The 18,805-nt window shown below is 49.0% G+C and carries 21 protein-coding genes and 1 tRNA gene; 2 read left to right on the forward strand and 20 right to left on the reverse strand.

Translation table 11 applies throughout. The annotated features are described in order from the left end of the window. Positions 1-80: 80 nt before the first annotated feature. From ACWAU0_RS18390 to ACWAU0_RS18480, 19 genes are all read right to left on the reverse strand, one after another. Complete coding sequence (locus ACWAU0_RS18390; RefSeq protein ID WP_445369207.1) at positions 81-845, reverse strand: hypothetical protein; 765 nt, start codon at positions 843-845, stop codon at positions 81-83. Between the two features lie 12 nt (positions 846-857). Beyond that, positions 858-2,015, reverse strand: coding sequence for an AAA family ATPase (locus tag ACWAU0_RS18395; protein ID WP_445369206.1), 1,158 nt, complete (start codon positions 2,013-2,015; stop codon positions 858-860). Then, positions 2,012-3,352 carry a GmrSD restriction endonuclease domain-containing protein gene (locus ACWAU0_RS18400; RefSeq protein ID WP_445369205.1) on the reverse strand — a complete coding sequence of 447 codons (1,341 nt, stop codon included), beginning with the start codon at positions 3,350-3,352 and terminating at the stop codon, positions 2,012-2,014. The genes ACWAU0_RS18395 and ACWAU0_RS18400 overlap by 4 nt, the downstream gene beginning before the upstream one ends. 397 nt (positions 3,353-3,749) lie before the next feature. After that, positions 3,750-4,619, reverse strand: a complete 870-nt coding sequence (locus ACWAU0_RS18405; protein WP_445369204.1) for an AraC family transcriptional regulator — start codon at positions 4,617-4,619, stop codon at positions 3,750-3,752. Between the two features lie 66 nt (positions 4,620-4,685). Then, positions 4,686-5,702, reverse strand: coding sequence for an alpha/beta fold hydrolase (locus ACWAU0_RS18410; RefSeq protein WP_523070819.1), 1,017 nt, complete (start codon positions 5,700-5,702; stop codon positions 4,686-4,688). Between the two features lie 64 nt (positions 5,703-5,766). Further along, a complete protein-coding gene (locus ACWAU0_RS18415; RefSeq protein ID WP_458137536.1) occupies positions 5,767-6,015 on the reverse strand; it encodes a flavodoxin domain-containing protein in 249 nt (82 codons plus the stop codon). Then, the gene (locus ACWAU0_RS18420; protein ID WP_458137537.1) at positions 6,008-6,223 is read right to left on the reverse strand and encodes a GFA family protein; all 216 of its coding nucleotides are present in this window, start codon (positions 6,221-6,223) and stop codon (positions 6,008-6,010) included. The genes ACWAU0_RS18415 and ACWAU0_RS18420 overlap by 8 nt, the downstream gene beginning before the upstream one ends. A 163-nt stretch (positions 6,224-6,386) precedes the next feature. Further along, a tRNA-Met gene (locus ACWAU0_RS18425) sits at positions 6,387-6,463 on the reverse strand. Between the two features lie 119 nt (positions 6,464-6,582). Then, the gene (locus ACWAU0_RS18430) at positions 6,583-7,413 is read right to left on the reverse strand and encodes a heme-binding protein (RefSeq protein WP_033158637.1); all 831 of its coding nucleotides are present in this window, start codon (positions 7,411-7,413) and stop codon (positions 6,583-6,585) included. A 177-nt stretch (positions 7,414-7,590) separates the two neighbouring features. Further along, positions 7,591-8,103: a phosphatidylglycerophosphatase A family protein gene (locus tag ACWAU0_RS18435; protein WP_033158638.1), complete on the reverse strand. Its 513-nt coding sequence runs from the start codon at positions 8,101-8,103 to the stop codon at positions 7,591-7,593. Continuing rightward, positions 8,087-9,019 carry a thiamine-phosphate kinase gene (thiL, locus tag ACWAU0_RS18440; RefSeq protein WP_033158639.1) on the reverse strand — a complete coding sequence of 311 codons (933 nt, stop codon included), beginning with the start codon at positions 9,017-9,019 and terminating at the stop codon, positions 8,087-8,089. Before thiL ends, ACWAU0_RS18435 begins: the two co-directional genes overlap by 17 nt. Next, positions 9,019-9,462 carry a transcription antitermination factor NusB gene (gene nusB, locus ACWAU0_RS18445; RefSeq protein ID WP_033158640.1) on the reverse strand — a complete coding sequence of 148 codons (444 nt, stop codon included), beginning with the start codon at positions 9,460-9,462 and terminating at the stop codon, positions 9,019-9,021. Before nusB ends, thiL begins: the two co-directional genes overlap by 1 nt. After that, positions 9,462-9,938 (reverse strand): 6,7-dimethyl-8-ribityllumazine synthase, encoded by a 477-nt coding sequence (gene ribH / locus ACWAU0_RS18450; RefSeq protein WP_033158641.1) that lies wholly within the window; start codon positions 9,936-9,938, stop codon positions 9,462-9,464. The genes nusB and ribH overlap by 1 nt, the downstream gene beginning before the upstream one ends. 62 nt (positions 9,939-10,000) lie before the next feature. Continuing rightward, positions 10,001-11,113, reverse strand: a complete 1,113-nt coding sequence (gene ribBA / locus ACWAU0_RS18455; RefSeq protein ID WP_033158642.1) for a bifunctional 3,4-dihydroxy-2-butanone-4-phosphate synthase/GTP cyclohydrolase II — start codon at positions 11,111-11,113, stop codon at positions 10,001-10,003. Next, positions 11,110-11,766 (reverse strand): riboflavin synthase, encoded by a 657-nt coding sequence (locus tag ACWAU0_RS18460; protein ID WP_458137538.1) that lies wholly within the window; start codon positions 11,764-11,766, stop codon positions 11,110-11,112. The genes ribBA and ACWAU0_RS18460 overlap by 4 nt, the downstream gene beginning before the upstream one ends. 36 nt (positions 11,767-11,802) lie before the next feature. Continuing rightward, on the reverse strand, positions 11,803-12,063 hold the full coding sequence (locus ACWAU0_RS18465; protein WP_458137539.1) for a hypothetical protein: 261 nt from the start codon (positions 12,061-12,063) through the stop codon (positions 11,803-11,805). Between the two features lie 4 nt (positions 12,064-12,067). Beyond that, a complete protein-coding gene (gene ribD, locus ACWAU0_RS18470) occupies positions 12,068-13,159 on the reverse strand; it encodes a bifunctional diaminohydroxyphosphoribosylaminopyrimidine deaminase/5-amino-6-(5-phosphoribosylamino)uracil reductase RibD (RefSeq protein WP_458137540.1) in 1,092 nt (363 codons plus the stop codon). Further along, positions 13,149-13,607: a transcriptional regulator NrdR gene (nrdR, locus tag ACWAU0_RS18475; protein WP_064037024.1), complete on the reverse strand. Its 459-nt coding sequence runs from the start codon at positions 13,605-13,607 to the stop codon at positions 13,149-13,151. Before nrdR ends, ribD begins: the two co-directional genes overlap by 11 nt. Positions 13,608-13,691: 84 nt before the next feature. Further along, positions 13,692-17,063, reverse strand: coding sequence for a mechanosensitive ion channel domain-containing protein (locus ACWAU0_RS18480; protein WP_458137541.1), 3,372 nt, complete (start codon positions 17,061-17,063; stop codon positions 13,692-13,694). A 42-nt stretch (positions 17,064-17,105) separates the two neighbouring features. Between ACWAU0_RS18480 and ACWAU0_RS18485 the strand changes: the two genes are divergently transcribed. After that, positions 17,106-17,768 (forward strand): class II aldolase/adducin family protein, encoded by a 663-nt coding sequence (locus ACWAU0_RS18485; protein ID WP_458137542.1) that lies wholly within the window; start codon positions 17,106-17,108, stop codon positions 17,766-17,768. A gap of 37 nt (positions 17,769-17,805) precedes the next feature. Continuing rightward, positions 17,806-18,060, forward strand: a complete 255-nt coding sequence (gene grxC, locus ACWAU0_RS18490) for a glutaredoxin 3 (RefSeq protein ID WP_033158647.1) — start codon at positions 17,806-17,808, stop codon at positions 18,058-18,060. Positions 18,061-18,210: 150 nt separating this feature from the next. Here the strand turns inward: grxC and ACWAU0_RS18495 are convergent, their stop codons facing one another. Next, on the reverse strand, positions 18,211-18,789 hold the full coding sequence (locus ACWAU0_RS18495; RefSeq protein ID WP_458137543.1) for a PilZ domain-containing protein: 579 nt from the start codon (positions 18,787-18,789) through the stop codon (positions 18,211-18,213). Positions 18,790-18,805 lie beyond the last annotated feature (16 nt).

Consider the following 18,805-nt stretch of genomic DNA (forward strand, 5'->3'; position numbering starts at 1 on the left):
GCAATCAGCACAAATCCGACATTCATTTTAATATTTTGATCGGATATAAATCGGTCCGTGATTGAAAGATAGATCAAACTTTATGCCATGCAGTTATTTGCCATTTCCTCCGAAATCTCATCCCTTTCAATTTGAAATCCATGATAAATATTTTTATCGGTGTGCGTTAATTTGAAGCGATAAAATTTTTTGCTCCCTTGATGATAAGCAATTCGGTCATTACGGTCTTCTACTGAGATCAACAAAAGTTCTTGAGCTTGCTTAGTGTCAAGTGGCATAGCTGCAACCTGTTCTCCTCTAGTAGAGTCAAAATAGGACTCTTTGCGATGTTTGTTTGAGGGTTCGTAGCTTGGTAATAGCTGCTTCAATGATGCCTGATGATAAGCATTTTTTACGGTGAATGGGGTATTTCCATTTTGTGATACGTTATATACTTTAGCTTCATTTAATAGATGTTTTCCAAAGCTAATCCAATGGGCGTCTTGAAGAAGTGAATTTCCACTAATATCACCTTCAACAAGCTCAGGGCAATGCGCTGAACTGACAGTCGTCTGAACTGGATTCTGTAAAACATCTTCTGCATTATTTCTTGTATATCGAAACCATAATGTCTTTACATCATGTTCCTCTTTTGGCAACTTGCTAATTGATGCCTCAAAAAACTCATGACAAATAAACTGTCTGCTTTCAATGCTGGAATCATAAAGTAATTTTATTCTTTCCTTTTTTATAGCAGGCTGTAAATATTTAAAACATTCCACCAAAGCGATCATTAAATCCAAAACGTCATTCGATGTATGACACTGCTCATTGACTGACAAAGGATTGATGTAAAAATTGTTCATACGCCACTTTGCCTAAAGTTTAGAAAGATCATCTTCAATTTGATCGAAAAATCCTTCGGGCCATCTATCTAAACGACCATTTTCTTGAATGCGAATTGGAATAACGGTTGCAGAATCACCGTCAATCGGTGGTTTGAAGAAATTAATATAAACTTCTTCTGGTTGGATAAAACCATATTTAACAGCCAGACGTATACCGTTGATAACGTGATCACTATGCGTTTCCAGAAAAATTTGCCTTCCTGTGGCCGCCATCACGGCAAGAAAGACGCCGATCCTTGATTGACTAAATGGATGCAAATGCGCTTCTGGATTTTCTACCAGCAACAAGCCGTTCCTTCGCAAAGCTAAAGCCGCAGTAATAATAGGTAATGTATAAGTTAAACCGAAGCCTATATGCGTTGCTCGAACAGATGTTTTTGTTTTTGGATTACGAATAAATCGCAGTGTTGCCGAGTCTGTTTGATCGTGTTCCTTAGCTTCAAATGTACTGCCAGGCAATATCCAGGATAGCATCAGATTACAGACCAAATCGAGCCGCCCTTCCGTATCAATTAATTCTCGCAAAAGGTCACGCCCGTCCAGTTTGTTTACAGCATCAGCGAGATTAGTTAGAAACATTTCATCACCGTCGTCAATCATTATGTCGTTTGACGCCCTATCCAAAATAGCTGCTGTATATTCACCATGCTTGCCAACCAAGCCACCTAAATGCAACTCATCGGGTGGCAAAAAGTAACTCACTCGAGGGCCAATTCGTTCAGCATTCAAATAAGCAAAGCTATTCTCACGATCATAAATTTCAATCGGCAATTGCTTTGAGTTATTTGCTCGTAATAAACGAATTGGGGTTTGAGACCCCCTATCTTCATCACTATGAAAAAATAATAAATCGGTATTTTCGCCATTATTTTGAAACTGAAGCTTGATTCGATACTCTGCGGCTGGATGTAAAACATCTAGGGCCGTGCCGGCCTCATAAAGCAAACCAGATAAATGCAAATTATCGACCTTACCATCTTTATCTGCGGACTGCCTTAACAACAACATGGCTTGTAATACGCTAGATTTACCTGATGCGTTAGGGCCAACTAAAACATTCAAAAGACCTGTTTCAATATCCACATCTTTTAAGCATTTATAACCATCTATTGAAATTCGCTCAATCATTGGCAGCTTTCCTTAAGTAATTTGTCAATTGCACCAAAGCGTGTAATAACTGCCCAAGAACTACTTGTTCCCGAACTAATTGATCTTGAAAAACTATTATCCCAAGAAGAAATTAATTCTATGAAGCCGTCAATGATCCGATCTTTGTTTAATATCAATTGATCTTGAGTATAATTGCGAACACTCACTGTCCACACTTCAAATAACGCCTTGTTTAAAGGCGAACGCCGTCCATTTCGCTGTGTAAATTTTCGAAACGCATAACGACCAAATACAGCCCTTACCTTCTTCAAGGATTCAACAAAATCACGCTCAATCTTTTTTAATTCAGAATCTGATAACCCATTAAATTTATCCATTGCATGCAATAAAAATTTATCTAATTCGTTAAAGTTTTTATAGGCATCAACGCCCAAGCTCATAAAGGCCAGCGAACGCAAAATCAGCTCACGATCACTCATGCGAACACTCTCAACAACACCATCTGTTGCCGATCGAAAATCATTGCCTACCGCCAAACGTTGAAGTAATTTTGTTGATTTACCTTGGCTTAACGCATGCCGAATTTCTTGGGGTGTTAATTGCATTCCTCCGGTATTCACCCTGGAGAAAATAGTATATTTGGCTTGTACAGGGGTGCCGGGCATTAAGTTATAAAATAACAGGGGAGTGTCATCTTCTATTAAAATTCTATACTGAGGGGGTAACTCTTCAAATTTTAGTCCTTCGAGCTCAGTTAAAAACTGAAGTCCTATTAGGGCAAAATCCTGTTTTCGACAATATTTATACATTGTCGTTAAGCGCTGTAGCCCATCAACGACATTCCAGGAAACTTGATCAGTCGCATCAATATAAAATGCTGGCAATGGGATTCTAATCAAAATTGATTCAACCAATCTACTTTGCTTTGTAACATCCCAAACAAATGCCCTTTGAAAATCAGGATTTAATATTATTTCATTTTTTTCAATTTTACGTAGAGCTTGGAATATACTGAGGTACTTAGTCTCCATTTTTAGTTTTGCAACATCATAAGGGTGCTTAGGTTTGTCTGCACTGCTAGTATCTTCTGCTTCTACATCCAACTCATTACCTTGAATATCTAACCAAGATGCTCCTTGTTCAGTCAAACTTAGTCTGTTATTTAGATTTTCAATCCAAATTTTTTCTTTAACATAATCCAAAACTAGATCAAAGTATTCATCTGATTCCAACTTGTGTTCGACTAAACTCTTTAATTCCTCATAGTTCAGCGACGTGTGATTACGAAGGGCACGCATAAGAATGGCGGCTTCTCCATCTACAACAACTGTATTTAATTTAGATTCGTCGGTCATAGTCTATAAAGTTTTAGAAAAAGCATCGTCCGTCATATTGAGCTACATTTTATACACCAAAGGCTATAGGGCGATAGGAAGCAGTAAAACAAAATGCACCACATCTCGCGATGAGGTGCGAGGGCGACCGTAACTCACCTCAATCTACACCTGCTTTTGGCTGGATATTTGCCAGTTTTCGTCTGACACATTTTAGGCGGTTTTGGACCTACAACTACAGAACTATCCAGCCAAGTTCACACCGGCTCCAAGACCATAAGGCGCAATCGTAGGGCTTCAATAGGCGTTGCCGCATTGCGCCGCATGTTGGTCATTAACGTTTCGGCGCACTACTCTAAAGCTAATGCGCCCTGCGCGGCTGAGTTTTACCATGGATCAACTATTCGACCGCTTTCGTTTACACCAAAGGCAGATATACATCCGTAATCTGTTCGTGTTCGGGCGTTTCAGGCACCCGTTTGATGTAATGAAAAAACAGTGGAAATTCCCGCAATTCCTCTCCGCTTTCCGGCAGCCACTCCCGGTAAAGGTAATAAACACTGTCGCTAATCCGGTCGGTCGAACCGATATGGCGCACCACGGCGCAACGTCCTCCCGGAATCAATTTGTTAATCACCCCTTGCGAGTTTTCCGGCACGGGTTGCTTGACCTCGCCGCATACATCGAATCGGAATGATTCAGCGGGCGTGACAGCCGGGTCGTCATACGCGATACCAAACGTCCGACTGCTGGCGATCGGCGACAAGCCGCTCTGCTTGCGCCAGTCTATGAAGCCTCTGACTGACTCCATTACCAGGTTGGGCGACCCTCGGTGCTCCAATGCTGCGATCATGGTTTCTGAAAAATCGACGATGTTGACGTTCATCTGCGGACTCCTTATGCGTTGGGGTAATAGCATGCGCTCGTTCCAAGGCTGCCATGCTGGGTGCTTTCGAAATTGAGTAGGCGTTTGTCCGAAGCATTTTTTGAATGCGCGGGAAAACGATTCCGCATTTAAGAAACCGGCCTCCAAGCCAATATCGGTAATGCTGCGCTGCTCCTGAAACACTAGTTGGTAAGAAGCCTTACGCAAACGCAATAACTGGATGTAGCGCGTCGTGCTCAGCCCGGTGTAAGCGGAGAATTGCCGTTGAAAGTGAAATCGGGAAAAATTGGCCTGTTTGCTCAGTTCATTGACCGACACCGGCTCGAACAGATGCTTGTCTATGTAATCGAAAATCCTATCGAAGCGCATGGCATAGGCCGCGCTGGCCGTTTTATCGTCCACTTTCATACCTCCTCAATCGAGCGCTACTGTAACAAGCGCCGAATCATCTCGCCTGACTCAACGTGCTCAATTGACCAGAGGCATATCTAAAACAAATTCACGCACTGCGGCGACGAATGCATCGGCTTGGTCCTGCATGATGAAATGGCCGCTATGACTGACGGTAATATGCCGAGAATGGCCGGACAAATGGGCCAGATCGTCTTGCTCGGCCATTTTAATCTTGGCGAGCACCTTTTCCGTTTCAACATCTTTGCCCGCCCTCTTTGCTTCGCGCTCGACTATAGCCAAATCCACCAGATTGCCGGCGGTTAGCACCAATAACGGGAGATTGCCTAAGCTGCGTGGTGGCGGTGTCGTCGGATCAAGTCCTTGGCGCATGACGGCGATTTCATTGACCACCGCATCAGCGGTATCGGTGCGATTTTGTATCGCGGTTTTCGCGGCCAGGATTTCAGCCGGTAGCGGAGATGGCCTGCGGTCGGCATCGGCGATGCCCAGTAGCCTGACGATACCGAGCCGCGACAACGGTTCGGCAATTGCGATTTGCAGGGCTTGATTCCGATAATCCCAAGCGGCATAAGGATAATCGTGCATGGGGCCTTGTTCGTGCGTCGAATCGACCAAGACGATACCCTGTGTCTGTTCGGGAAACCGCTGATAGAAAGCACGCACGTAGATTCCGCCCCGCGAATGGCCAACCAGTACAAACGGCGGGGCAATGCCGGCGTTGTGCAATAAGGCCTGCAGGTTTTCAGCCACTTCTTCCGGCTGGATAGCAGCGGCTATGGGATCGCTCCAGCCCAAGCCTGGGCGGTCGTAGGCGCAAACGCGCATGGTCTGGGCAAGCTTGGCGTGAACCGGATACCAGCTCAACATGTTTTCGCCTAGGCCCGCTTCGAGAACCAGCGTTGGCGAACCGGAGCCCAGGCAATAGAGATGGAGATTCACGCCTTTCGCTGAAATCATGCGTCCTGGCGGCGGGAATGCGGCCTGGTCGGCTGAGGTTCTTTTGGCTTGATAAACGGTGCCCGTGAGCGCGGCGAGACTGCCGATGGTCAAACTGAAGAGCAAGTAACGCATACGACGCGATAAAACGAATGTCATGTCAGCCAACGAGATAATGGATTGCGAACAATGGAACCACCTACATATGACAGATACGTTTTGCGAATGCATTCACGCTCGCCCAGTCGGTAAACTTAATTGCGATATTGGGATTAGTGAGTCCGTTAGTTATCCACATGATGCAACGGATGATATGTCCATCTAAGAAACGACAACTTGCATAGTCAATTTTTCCGGCAAAGACCGCCAACTCAAAAGGCTGCCAAGCGGATTTTTTCAGAAACTTCCTGATGTAAGGATTGGTTTCCGGTCGATTTTTATCAGGCATTCGCGCCGTCCGTCAGATTGACCGAAAAAACGCGCTGGGCTTGTTGATCAGGATCGCTAAATTTCGGCGCACCCATTCGTATTGTGTCTTTTGCCGATGCAACAAATTCGGCCGAATGACCTGTGCCGGTGATTCGTTGACACTGCCTGCATTGGCATAAAAAGACAGACGCGGCTCGGATTTCACTGCGTATTGAACCACTCCGCACATGCAGCCGCCTTTAAATTCGCTCATGTAACTCTCGATGTTAGGCGTGAGGAAAAGCAAATGGCGCTGATTTGTATTCCATAAATTCGCTTACTATCTGCTTACCAGAAACTTACAGGCAACAAAAAAGGCCTAGGTCGTTAAACCTAAGCCTTTGATTTGTCTGGTAGCGGGGGCAGGATTTGAACCTACGACCTTCGGGTTATGAGCCCGACGAGCTACCAAGCTGCTCCACCCCGCGATTGATTTGACTTATTATACAGACCTTAAATTATTTAGCAAGCAATAAACATGCTATTTGTTAAATAATGTCACCAGATAAGTTCCTTATCTGCTTGCCGTTGCTTTTAAAGCGGATGATTAAGGTTGGCCGGCAGGCAAATCCGCTGTATTTAGATCGGTATTTAAACAGGTGGGATGGCCGAAACCTCCTGCGCTAATTCCGGTACCACCGTTCGGATTGGCGGTAATGTCGAAAATGATATTATCAGGACGCTGTGGATCGCCACTCACTCCCCCGACGCCGACAATGTGGTCAAGCCCCAGATTATGTCTGACTCTCCAAGCGATATTATGATCGGCACAAGAGGTGTCGCCGCTTAAACCGACGCCACCGACCAGCGTTTTTCCGACTGAGTACAAGCCCAGGCCACCACCGAATACATTAACACCACCAATTTTCGACCCTACCATAGGATCTTGAGGAGTACCATTTAAGCCTGGGTTTCCGCCGTAAGCAGCGCCCGTTTCAACGGGATTGCTCTCTTGAAGTCCAAACAAACTACCACCAGGTTGCACGGCTGAATATAAATTCGCTGTCGATAACGCCAAACCATTGGGTTTGCCGGAACCCGCGGAATCTGAGGAAGAATCGAGACTCAGCGAATTGGCGGTATTGGCTTTTTGCGCCGAGATAACTCGACTGGCCGGCCACTGTGCACCCCGATTGGTGCCGGAAAACGCTACGGCACAAACCACGCCGTCACGGTTGACTAAAGTGGCCCACATATGCAAATTAAGCCCGCTTTCCTCCGCACTCACTGCATCGTCAAGTGCTGCTTTCAATGTGGCGTGATTAGGCAAGCCCCTACAGGCTTGCCCCACTCCTTTATTGTTATCTTTATCGGCGATTGCCGCACCAGCGCTGGTCAGCATCACAAGTGAAGCAGCGAATAGCCATCTTGTATTCATAAAAAAGTCCTCCTAAGTGTTTGTATAGTTATTAGGTTTGAAGCTTAATATTTGCGGCATTCGCTGCACGCAACTAATCCCCCAAACCGGCATGGATTTTAGTCGCATGAATTATCATGGGTCAAATGAGAACAATGCCCCAAAACCACTGGCTTGTTGAATGAAAACAACACTCACTCAGTTCGCCGGAAAATCAAACCAGAAGTGCATAATCAAGCCGGCAAAAACCCCTGCCACCACGTCGTCCAGCATAATGCCGAAACCACCGTGGACATGCTTATCAAGCCATTTAATCGGCCATGGCTTGACGATGTCGAACAAGCGGAACAGCAGAAAACCGGCCAATAGACTCTGCCAGGAATAGGTTACGCCGGTCATCGTAATCAAAAATCCGGCGACTTCATCCCAAACAATACCGCCGAAGTCATGGACTTCCAATTTTTTAGCGGCTTGACCACAAATCCAGATGCCGATGCAAACGCTGATCAGCGTCACCGACAGATAAATCCACTCATTGGTTTGCAGTAAAGCAAGGTATAGCGGAATCGCGGCGAGCGTGCCCATCGTACCGGGCATTTTCTTAGCCAACCCAGAACCGAAACCAAACGCCAGAAGCAAGGTGGGATCTTTGACGATTTGTAACGCAGTCAAACGTGCGTTGCCGTAGTGCTCTCTAAGAAAAATGCTCAAAACCCTTCACCTCGAATGCCTCCACGCGCCCAGCCTTACGCATCCGCAAACCCGGCTCGGCTTCGATAATCCCCACGCAAGTAGCCCCCGGTAATGCGTGAGAACAATCTGCCGGCACCGTAAAACACAATTCGTAATCGTCCCCGGCAATCAAGGGCATACGCCAATCGCCGCTGTGATTGATGAACTCTGCCACTGAAGCGGATAGCGGCAAGTTGTCCCATTGCAAACACGCACCGACGCCGCTTTGCTGCAAAATGTGCCCCAAATCGGCGGCTAATCCGTCAGAAATATCGATACAGGCATTAGCGATGCCGCGCAGCGCCAAACCTTCCGACACTCGCGGTTGTGGCTGATTAAAGCAACGCAAAGCCAACTCCGGATCTGCGCAGACATAACCCTGTTTAATTTTTAAACCCAAGCCGGCGTTACCAAGCTGACCGGTAACGTATATCAAATCGCCAACCTGGGCACGGGAACGCAATAGCGCCCTACCCTGCGGCACCGCGCCCATCGCCTGCACCGTCAAAGTCAACGGTCCAGACGTCGTATCGCCGCCAATCAGGTCGACATTGTGCTGACGCGCCAGATTGATAAAACCTCGTGAGAACGCTTCCAGCCAGCTTTCATCGACTTTAGGCAAAGTCAAAGCCAAGGTGACCGCGAAAGGCTCGGCGCCCATGGCCGCCAAGTCACTAAGATTCACCGCCAGTAATTTATGCCCCAGCAATTCAGGATCGGCATCGGCAAAGAAATGCACATTCTCGACCATCGTGTCGGCGGTGACCGCCAATTGAAGGCCGGCCGGCAGGTTCAGTAACGCGCAATCATCGCCTATGCCCAATTGATTAAACGGATGCCTAGGAGCATGCACCGCAAAATAGCGGCGGATCAGATCGAACTCGGCGACTGCCATCAGTTTTGAGATTTCGCCTGCTTGGCGGCAATCTCGACGGCACGCTGTTTCTGTGCGACTTTATCTAGAATGCCGTTGACATATTTATGACTGCCGTCGGCGCCGAAATCCTTAGCCAGATTGACGCCTTCGTTGATGATGACTTTATACGGCGTTTCCAAGCGGTTCATCAGTTCGTAAGCGCCGATGCGCAGAATCGCCCGCTCCACCGGATCGATTTTTTCCACCGGCCTATCGACAAATTCGGCCAGGGCCGCGTCGATCACAGCCAATTGTTTCGGTACGCCATGAAACAATTCGCTGAAATAGGTTTTTTGCGCGCCTTTCAGATGCTCTTCTTCCAGAAAATACGTTTCGATACGGATCAGGCTCTCGCCAGACATTTGCCATTGATACAGCGCCTGTACCGCGCACTTTCTGGCATTGGTTTTTGCTTGACTCATTAACGACCCAGGTTGTTGAACAGACTGACCATTTCGATCGCCGACAGCGCTGCTTCCGCGCCTTTGTTACCGGCTTTAGTGCCGGCACGTTCGATAGCCTGCTCGATGCTGTCTACGGTTAATACCCCAAAAGCCACCGGTACGTCGTATTGCAAGGCAACCTGAGCGATACCTTTCACGCATTCGCCTGCCACATACTCAAAATGCGGTGTACCGCCGCGAATCACTGCGCCCAAAGCGATAATCGCATCGTATTTTTTGGTAGCAGCAATACGTTGCACCACCATCGGCAATTCGAAAGCACCCGGCGCCTTGACTAGAGTGATGTCGTTTTTATCCGCGCCATGGCGCACCAAGGCATCGATCGCACCACCTTCCAATTGTTCGACGATAAAGCTGTTGAAGCGTGAAGAAACGAGGCAAAACTTGCCGCCTTGCGCGGAAAAGTTGCCTTCAAGAGTAGTGACTGCTGCCATGTGTTTACCTGTTGTTGAATGATTAAAATGCTGTAAAACGGGTCGAATGAATCGACCCTGCCTTAATGCGTTGAATCGATATGTTCGACGACTTCCAAATCGAAGCCGGACAAACCGATGTATTTTTTCTGAGCCCCCATCACCTTCAGGCGCCGCACGCCCAAATCCGACAAGATACGTGAGCCGGCTCCCGTGGTGCGCCAATCCGAATCGGCACTTAAATCCTGACTGTTTTTGACGCCATGATCCTGCATTTGATAGGCATGTATCAGTTCCACCAAATCCTTGTTGTTTTCTTTTTGGCGAATGATCACCAAAACCCCGCGCCCGGCTTCGGCGATATTTTTCAAGGCTTCCCGCACCGGCAAACTGCAATCGCTGCGTTTGGAAAACAATAAATCGTCGATCAGGTTGCGAGCATGAACCCGCACCAGCACCGGTTCGTCGCCAGCCACATCGCCCATCACTAAGGCTAGGTGCACATTGTCGTCGTTACAATCCTGGTAGGCATACAATCTGAAATCGCCGAATTCGGTGGGATAAACGCATTCGCTGATCCGCTCCAAGGTGTTTTCGTGTTTGATACGGTAGTGAATCAAATCGGCAATCGTGCCGATTTTAAGATTGTGCTGTTCGGCGAAGACTTCCAAATCCGGCCGCCGTGCCATCGAACCATCGTCGTTCAGAATTTCCACAATCACCGCCGCGGGTTCCACGCCTGCCAACCTGGCCAGATCGCACCCGGCTTCCGTGTGACCGGCCCGATTCAGTACGCCGCCGGCTTGTGCCATCAACGGGAAAATATGCCCCGGTTGCACCAGATCACTCGGCTGGGCGTTTTTTGCTACCGCCGCCTGCACGGTCAACGCGCGGTCGGCGGCGGAAATACCGGTGGTCACGCCGGTAGCCGCTTCAATCGACACCGTGAAATTGGTGGTGTACGGCGTATTGTTGTCGCTGACCATCAAAGGTAAACGCAACTGTTGACAGCGTTCGCGGGTCAAGGTCAAACAAATCAGGCCGCGGCCGTATTTAGCCATAAAATTAATATCTTCCGGCCGGGCAAAGGCCGCCGCCATCAACAAATCGCCTTCGTTTTCCCGATCTTCGTCGTCCATGATGATGACCATCTTGCCTTGACGAAGGTCGGCTATGATTTCTTCTATGCTATTCATTTAATAAAGCCTGCGTTTTGTAATAAGGCCTCGGTGACGCCGCCTTGACTGTAAGCAGCGACTTCCCCTTGCATCAGACGTTCCAAGTAGCGGGCCAGCAAATCGACTTCCAGATTTACCTCGCTGCCGGCTTCGGTCTGACCCAAGGTGGTTTCTTGTAAGGTATGCGGCACGATATTCACGGAAAAATAAGCGCCATCAACTGTGTTGACAGTCAGGCTGATGCCGTTAATGCAAATCGAGCCTTTTTCGGCGATGTATTTGGCCAGCGAATCCGGCGCCTTGAATTTGAAGCGAATCGAGCGGCCATCGGCCTGTTTCTCGACCACTTTACCAATACCATCGACATGACCACTGACAATATGCCCGCCCAACCGACTGGAAGGTGTCATCGCCAACTCCAGATTCACCGGCGTACCGGTACTTGCGGTCTTTAAAGTGGTACGCGACAAGGTCTCATTGGAAACGTCGGCGCAAAAATAATGTTCGCCCAACTCCACGGCGGTCAGGCAAACACCATTTACCGCGATGCTGTCGCCCAACGCGCATTCGCGCAGCGACAGCTTGCCGGTATCGATAATCAACCGGCAATCGCCGCCTTTAGGCTGGATGGCCTTGATTTTGCCGATGGCTAAAATAATCCCGGTAAACATGCTTATCACTCAAAAAAGTAAAAATGTCCGTTACGATCAGCGCGGAACGGTCTCGGTGGATGGCTTTGGGGTTTGGGGGTCCGGGTCTTTATTTGGCGACTTGGCCGGCTTACGATAAACATCAAAGGTTTGATAGGTGCCGCTATGATAATCGTAGACTTCGATTTCGTGCTTTTCGCCGATCACTTTGCCGCCTTGAATCTGCAAGGTGCTGGTTTCCGGTTTATCGTCCTCATCCGCCGTCGCCCAGGCAGGCAGCAGGCCAATTACCAATGCCATTACAATAATACGTTTCATCGTTTCAATCAGTTTTTGCTTGATAACGCAATTTCAAATCCGGTCCAATTTGCCGGGCTTCGATCAGGCGCAGTGTTTTTTTATCCTGCATGGTCAGCATGCCCGACAGACTAAACAAGCCGCGCGCTTGATCTCCCAGCACACAGGGCGCCATGTAAATCAACCATTCATCGACCAGTCCGCTATCGAGCAGCGCACCGTTCAGCGTGGCACCTGCCTCCACCCAAACCGTATTGATTTGTAACTCGGCCAGCAATTTAAAAATCTGCGCCAAGTCTGCACGCCCATTCCGCGCATCGACTTGAAAGACTTTGCAGCCCACATCGCGTAATTTCTGCTGTTTTAGCGCGTCGTCGCTACAGGTCATGATCCAGACGTCTTCCGCATTGTCCAACAGTCTGGCGGATAAAGGCATGCGTAATTGCGAATCCAACACGACTTTGACCGGCTGCACCACGTCGAAATCGACGCGCGCATTCAATTGCGGATCGTCGTACAGCACCGTATCGATGCCGGTGACAATCGCGCTGCTGGCTGCCCGCCAGATCTGCACGTCTTGCCTGGCGTGGGCGGACGTAATCCATTTACTCTCGCCGGATGCCAGCGCCGTACGGCCGTCCAGGCTCATGGCCAGCTTGCTGCGTATCCACGGCAAACCCTGCCGCATACGTCTAAAAAAGCCTTGGTTTAGCGTTTCCGCTTCTTGCTGCAAGACGCCGACCAGCACCTCAATACCGGCTTCGCGGAGTTTCTGCAATCCGCGTCCGGCCACCAAGGGATTAGGATCCTGCATCGCCACGACGACTCGACGGATGCCGGCAGCGATTAATGCCTCGCTGCACGGGCCGGTTTTACCATGATGGCTGCAAGGCTCCAACGTCACATAAGCGGTCGCGCCTCGTGCGTTGTCTGTTTTGGCCAGCGCATCGACTTCGGCATGGGCAAAGCCGGCGCGTTGTGTCCAACCCTCGGCAATCACCTTTTCGTCCTTGACCAACACACAGCCTACATGCGGATTGGGGTCGGTCGTGTATTTACCGTTCTCCGCCAATTTGACGGCTCGCGCCATATAGGCCGCGTCTTGGCTAGGCGTCATGCTTTTGCAGATTTTCGATCATCGCGGTGAATTCGGAGACATCCTGGAAGCTGCGATACACCGAGGCGAAGCGCACGAAAGCGACATGATCGAGTGTTTGCAATTCTTGCATCACCAGTTCACCCAATTCGCGAGCCGGAATCTCGCGCTCGCCTTTTGCCGTTAGGGCTTTCTTGATCCGGCTGAGTGCTGCCTCGACAGCGTCTACTTGTACCGGGCGCTTTTCCAGCGCTCGCTGCATGCCGGCTCGCAGTTTGGCTTCGTCAAAGCTCTGCCGGGCGCCGTTGCGTTTGATGATGCGCGGCAAGGTCAATTCAACCACTTCAAAGGTGGTAAACCGCTCTTTGCAGGCCACGCATTCCCGGCGGCGTTTGACTTGATCGCCATCGTCGGCCAAGCGGGTATCGATTACCCGAGTATCTTGTGCTGAGCAAAACGGACAACGCATAGTTAAAGAGCCAAAGCCAGGTTCAAAGGGCGGCCATTTTATTACAGAATGGCTTTATATTGAAATCGGCTAATAAACCGCACCTCATTCGTTCAATATGCCTTTCGCGACCGAGCGGATGTGTACATCGCGCTGCGGATAAGGTATCTCGATATGATGGTCCAGCAAGGCTTCGTAAATTTTCGTGTGCAGACGATGGGTAACCACCGTCCTATCGCTGAGTTCGCGGACAAATACGTTAATTTTGAACTGTAGGGCGCTATCACCAAAACCAATAAAGATTACCAACGGTTCCGGGTCACTCAGTACTTGTTCGATACTTTTTACCGCATCAGCCAGAATTTCCTCCACCATCTCCACGCTGGTGCCGTAGGCCACGCTGACCGGCACCACCACCCGGGTGACGGTATCCGATAACGTCCAGTTGATCAATCGGTCGGTAATAAAGGTTTTATTCGGCACTACCAACTCTTTTCTATCCCAATCGACAATATGCGTGGCCCGCATTTGAATGCGGCTAACCCGGCCGGTCACATCGCCAACCGTGACCGTATCACCCACACGAATCGGCCGCTCGAACAACAAAATAATGCCCGACACCATGTTCGCGAAAATCTCCTGCAAACCAAAACCTAAACCCACCGACAACGCCGCCACCAACCATTGCACTTGCGACCAACTGCCACCCAGCTCGTTGGCCACCGCCAAAAAGGCCACCGTTATCAGGGAATAACGCACTAATTGGATTAATGCGTAACGACTGCCGGCAGTCATCGCAAACTTGCCTGCGGTTACCAAATCCACCAAGGCCGGAAAGTTGCTGGCAAACACAAAAGCCAGAGCGCTATACACCAAGCAAATCAACAAATTGATCAGTGTGATGGGTTGCAATGTTTCCTTACCTTCTACCATTTCGCTGTGCTGCCACAGCACGACCTGATCGAAAACGGTCAAGGCCGGCAAAATATCGCTCCAGATCATCCAGAAACCCATCAACATGATCACCATCACCACCGTGGTCAAAAGCTTATGGCTTTGCTGGTTGATTTTGGAAATATCCAGTAATTGCTCCTCGATCGCATACCCACCCTCCAGATTGGCGCTACTCACAGCGGCTTGCTCGACTTGTTTGCGTTTCTGCCTCGCGTTTTTTAAGGCTAATTGCCGCTCGGTATTGCGCAACCAACGCAATACCAGGCCCTGGAACAATACGGTGATAAAAATCAAACGTAGGGTCAGTAGTAGCTTAGCCTGCAATTCCAATGCGCTTTGGTAATAACCCGCCACCGCAAAGCCGATGATGACCAACGGCGTCAGCACGGCAATGCCATACCAGAGATAACGCATACTGCTGAGCCAGCCGGCGGATTGTTGATAGAAGTTCTTGCCTAAACCGGTCAAGGGTTGCGTAAGGCGATGCAACACATAGCTCATCATCAACATCATCACGATCATTGCCGTTCTACCCAAGGCATGACTGTGTTCCGAAAACAAATCGCTACCGGTCATCGCAGTGATAAACACGCAAGGTACGAGAACGAATCGCGCCCATTTCATCTGCGCGTAAAGTAATCGAACCGCATGTTGCGGCCATTGCAACAAGGTGTCCGCGACGCCGCCCGGTTTAAACAAACGAAACACAAATTGCACCATGCACAAGGACACGGCCGTAGCGGTAAGGCCTTCGGCAAAAGCATGGCTAAACAGATCGGCCCGGACATTCAGGATCAACACCCCGGCCATCCAAGCCATCAGCAACGGACCGGACAAGGAGAGCATTAACAGATAAAGCAAGCTGGATAAAATGTCCGCAAACTCTCGATTGGCGGCTTTTTTTCCTAACAACTCCGTCAAGCGCTGTTTGACGCCGGCGCGAAAGCGCCAGTGAAATATCACGACACTCAAACCACCGAGAGCCAGCAACGGGAAATGACTGATACCGTCCCAAAAGCCACTGAGCACTCCCAACCAGTTGCCAGGACTCATAAACCACAGCAAGGAGGAGAAAATATCTTGCAGGAAATATTTGTCGATCACCCGAGCGCTGGGCACCCAAAGCAAGCGTTGATCCAAATACGCGCTAAATTTGTCGGCTATACCCAGCATTTGCTGCAAACTAAAATCGACATCGCCCAGCACGCGGCCATATTCGTTGTAACCGTTAGCCAATCTTGCCACCAGATCTTTCTGATCGTTCAGCAACATTCGCAATTCGGTGCGCACCCGCAGTTTGTCCGACTCAGGTGTGGCTTCCGGCAACTGCGCCATCCGCGCCAACAACAGCTGATTTATATCGACCAGACCTTTTTTGGTTTCATCCAGCTTGAACATTTCCAGGCTCGCCAGCGCGATCTGATTTTGAATCTCATCGCCCAAGCTGCTGTATTGTTTGCGTTGCGGCAAATTGCGGCGCTGTTCCCGCAGTAAATTACCCAAGGCCGGGCTTAAACCCGCCAGACTGATTTTTTGCTCGGCACTTTGGAAATCTTTTTCCAGCTGTTTATAACGAACGTCTATTTCATTTTTTTGGAGCGAGTATTGCTCCATGTTTTTATTGATTTCCTGCAAACTGCGGTTGAACTGCATGTTCTCTTTCGTGGCAGCGCGAATTAACGGATGCTTGCCCTCGGCTTCTTTTTCAGCTTGCAATAACGCCGCCTGTTCTTTGTCGGTTTCCTGCTGACGCCGCTCAAGCAGGAAATTATCGAGGTCGGCAATCACCAAGCTCTGCTGCTCGCGCTGCAAGGTCAACAGATGGACACGATCTTTATTGGTTTGTAATTGCAGAGGATTGCTAAGATTTTCCAGCTCCAGCGTTTTCAGCGTGCTGTTTAACAAGCGAATCCGGCTATCCAACTGTACCTGTCTGGCTTCTTTTTGATAGAGATTATCGCCGGACTCAGACGCCAAGACTTGTTGTTCATGCTGACTCGCAGCCTGCTTGCTTTTGATTTCGGATACTTTTTCCCTGATCAATTGCGGGCGGCCGCTCAGTTCGCCCAACGTGGCTTCGATACGGCTGATCTCCGCATCCATATCGCTAAGCCGGGTTTTTTCGATAAGCAGACGTTGCTCCAACTCATCCGTCGGAAAAATCGTGAGCTTTTCCGGCTTACGAGTTTTCAAATTGCTTTCGGCCTCGGCTATTTGTCTTGCCAATTGCTTCACTTCTAGGGGCAAGCTGTTTAATGCCTGCTTGAACGACTCAGCCTGTTTATCCTGGGCCTCCAGTTCATTGAGGTTATCTTCGCTCTCCTGATAAGCGGCCAGAATCCGTTTTTTTTGTTCTTCAGGCAGATTTTGCTTGTCTTTGACGGTCTGAATACGTTGTTGTATGTCGGCAAGCGATAGCACTTTAATCGCTGTATTTTGATTTGCGGCGTGGGCAAGGTTTAAACTGATCAACAAAAACAGCAAACAAAAGGTAAAGCCGGGTCTTAAAAAATTTGGTTTCATGCGTTGGTTGGATAAAAATAAATCTTAAAACACATTATAAGAATGGAAAACGGATTGAGCGAACTGGAAGGTGTTATTAAATATCGCCTTGATCATCAGCATGGCGAGTTCGCGGCAGACATTGATATCAGCGAACTCAACGCCTGGCGCAGCCTGTTTTATCGCTTGCGGCTGATTGGGCAAATCGCCGAAAAATACGCTGGGCTGGGATTTGGCAATATCAGTCGACGCTTGGCTCCCGGTGGTCAGGCGTTTTTGATCTCCGGCACACAAACCGGACACTTGCCGGTTCTTAACAAGCAACACTATGCGCTAATCGAAAGCGCATCGCCGGAGCGTAATACCATCAAGTCGCGCGGCTTATCTCAACCGTCCTCGGAAGCACTCACCCACGCCAGCGTTTATCGTCAACACCCGGCGATTAGTGCCGTGATACATGTGCACTGCCCGGAGTTGTGGTTGCAGACCGACCGGCTGAATCTGGCTTTTACTGCGGCAGAGGTGCCCTACGGCACCCCGGAAATGGCCAACGCCGTTGCCGAGTTATTTGCCTCAGGTAGACTGCAACAAACAGGATTATTCAGCATGCTTGGTCACGCTGACGGGATTGTGGCGTTTGGCGCGACCTTACCCGCAGCGTCCTGCTTATTAATCGAGGAACTCGCCAAGGCCATGACTATTGAGCAAAACCGGCCGTCGCTTTAGAATACCTTCATTCATTAGCATTTATTAATTTTTTCTCATGCCGGAAATTATCATTTACACCGCGAAGCTCTGTCCGTATTGCACCATGGCAAAAAAACTTTTTGATCGCAAAGGCGTCGGCTATACGGAAATCAATGTGGATGCCGAACCTGGACTACGCCAGCAAATGATGGAAAAAACCAAACGTCGCACGGTACCGCAAATCTATATCGGTGAGCGGCATATTGGGGGGTTTGATGATTTGCATGCGCTTGATATGAGCCACGAACTGGATCCGCTATTAAACGCTTAAGCAGGCCAGCACGAGTTTTGACATGAATTTTTGGACTCGTTTCTAACTAAATGAGTCCAACGGCGATATACATATTCGTATTGTACACGTTAACGTCTGGCCCAAAACTCCCCAGAGTGAATGAACCGGCGCAAGCGGGTTAACCTGACTTTATTTAACGATGACCAGTTGCAGACCGAGGCGGGTGACCAGCTCGCTGCTCTCTACCCAAACCACTTTGCCCAAAGCGCTCAATCCCAGTTCAGCAGCCAACAACTTAACCGGAGCGTTGACCTTAATACAGGAATGATGACCGGTTAATTTTAGGCACATACCCTGTACCGAACGATTCACACCTTCCACGTTGAAGCGCTCCTTGTCGATAAACAATTCGGCTTTAAACGCTTCGAGTTTGCGGTAACCGCACCGCTTGCGCCAGAGTTTGTGGGCGTTATGCACGACATCCCGAAACTCCAGGCCCATCATGATGCGGTTACGTTCCCTTTTAACCCAAACAATATCCACCTCGCCGGCCAACATTAATTCGGCGACAAATATTTCAGCTTGCCGGTCTTCGTTCAGCAACGCTTCGAAATCCTGGATAGTGGTGAGCAAATCGCCAGGACTGACTTCGACCATCGCGCCTTTCAGCGACACATCGTAGCAATTTAACTGCAAGGTTTCGCCACCCACAAACAGTTGGCCTTCCGCGTTAAAGTTTTTTCGGTACTCTTTTCTATCCTGAAACATGATCGCAATCTCTCTA

Source organism: Methylomonas sp. Uni0009 (assembly GCF_054188105.3).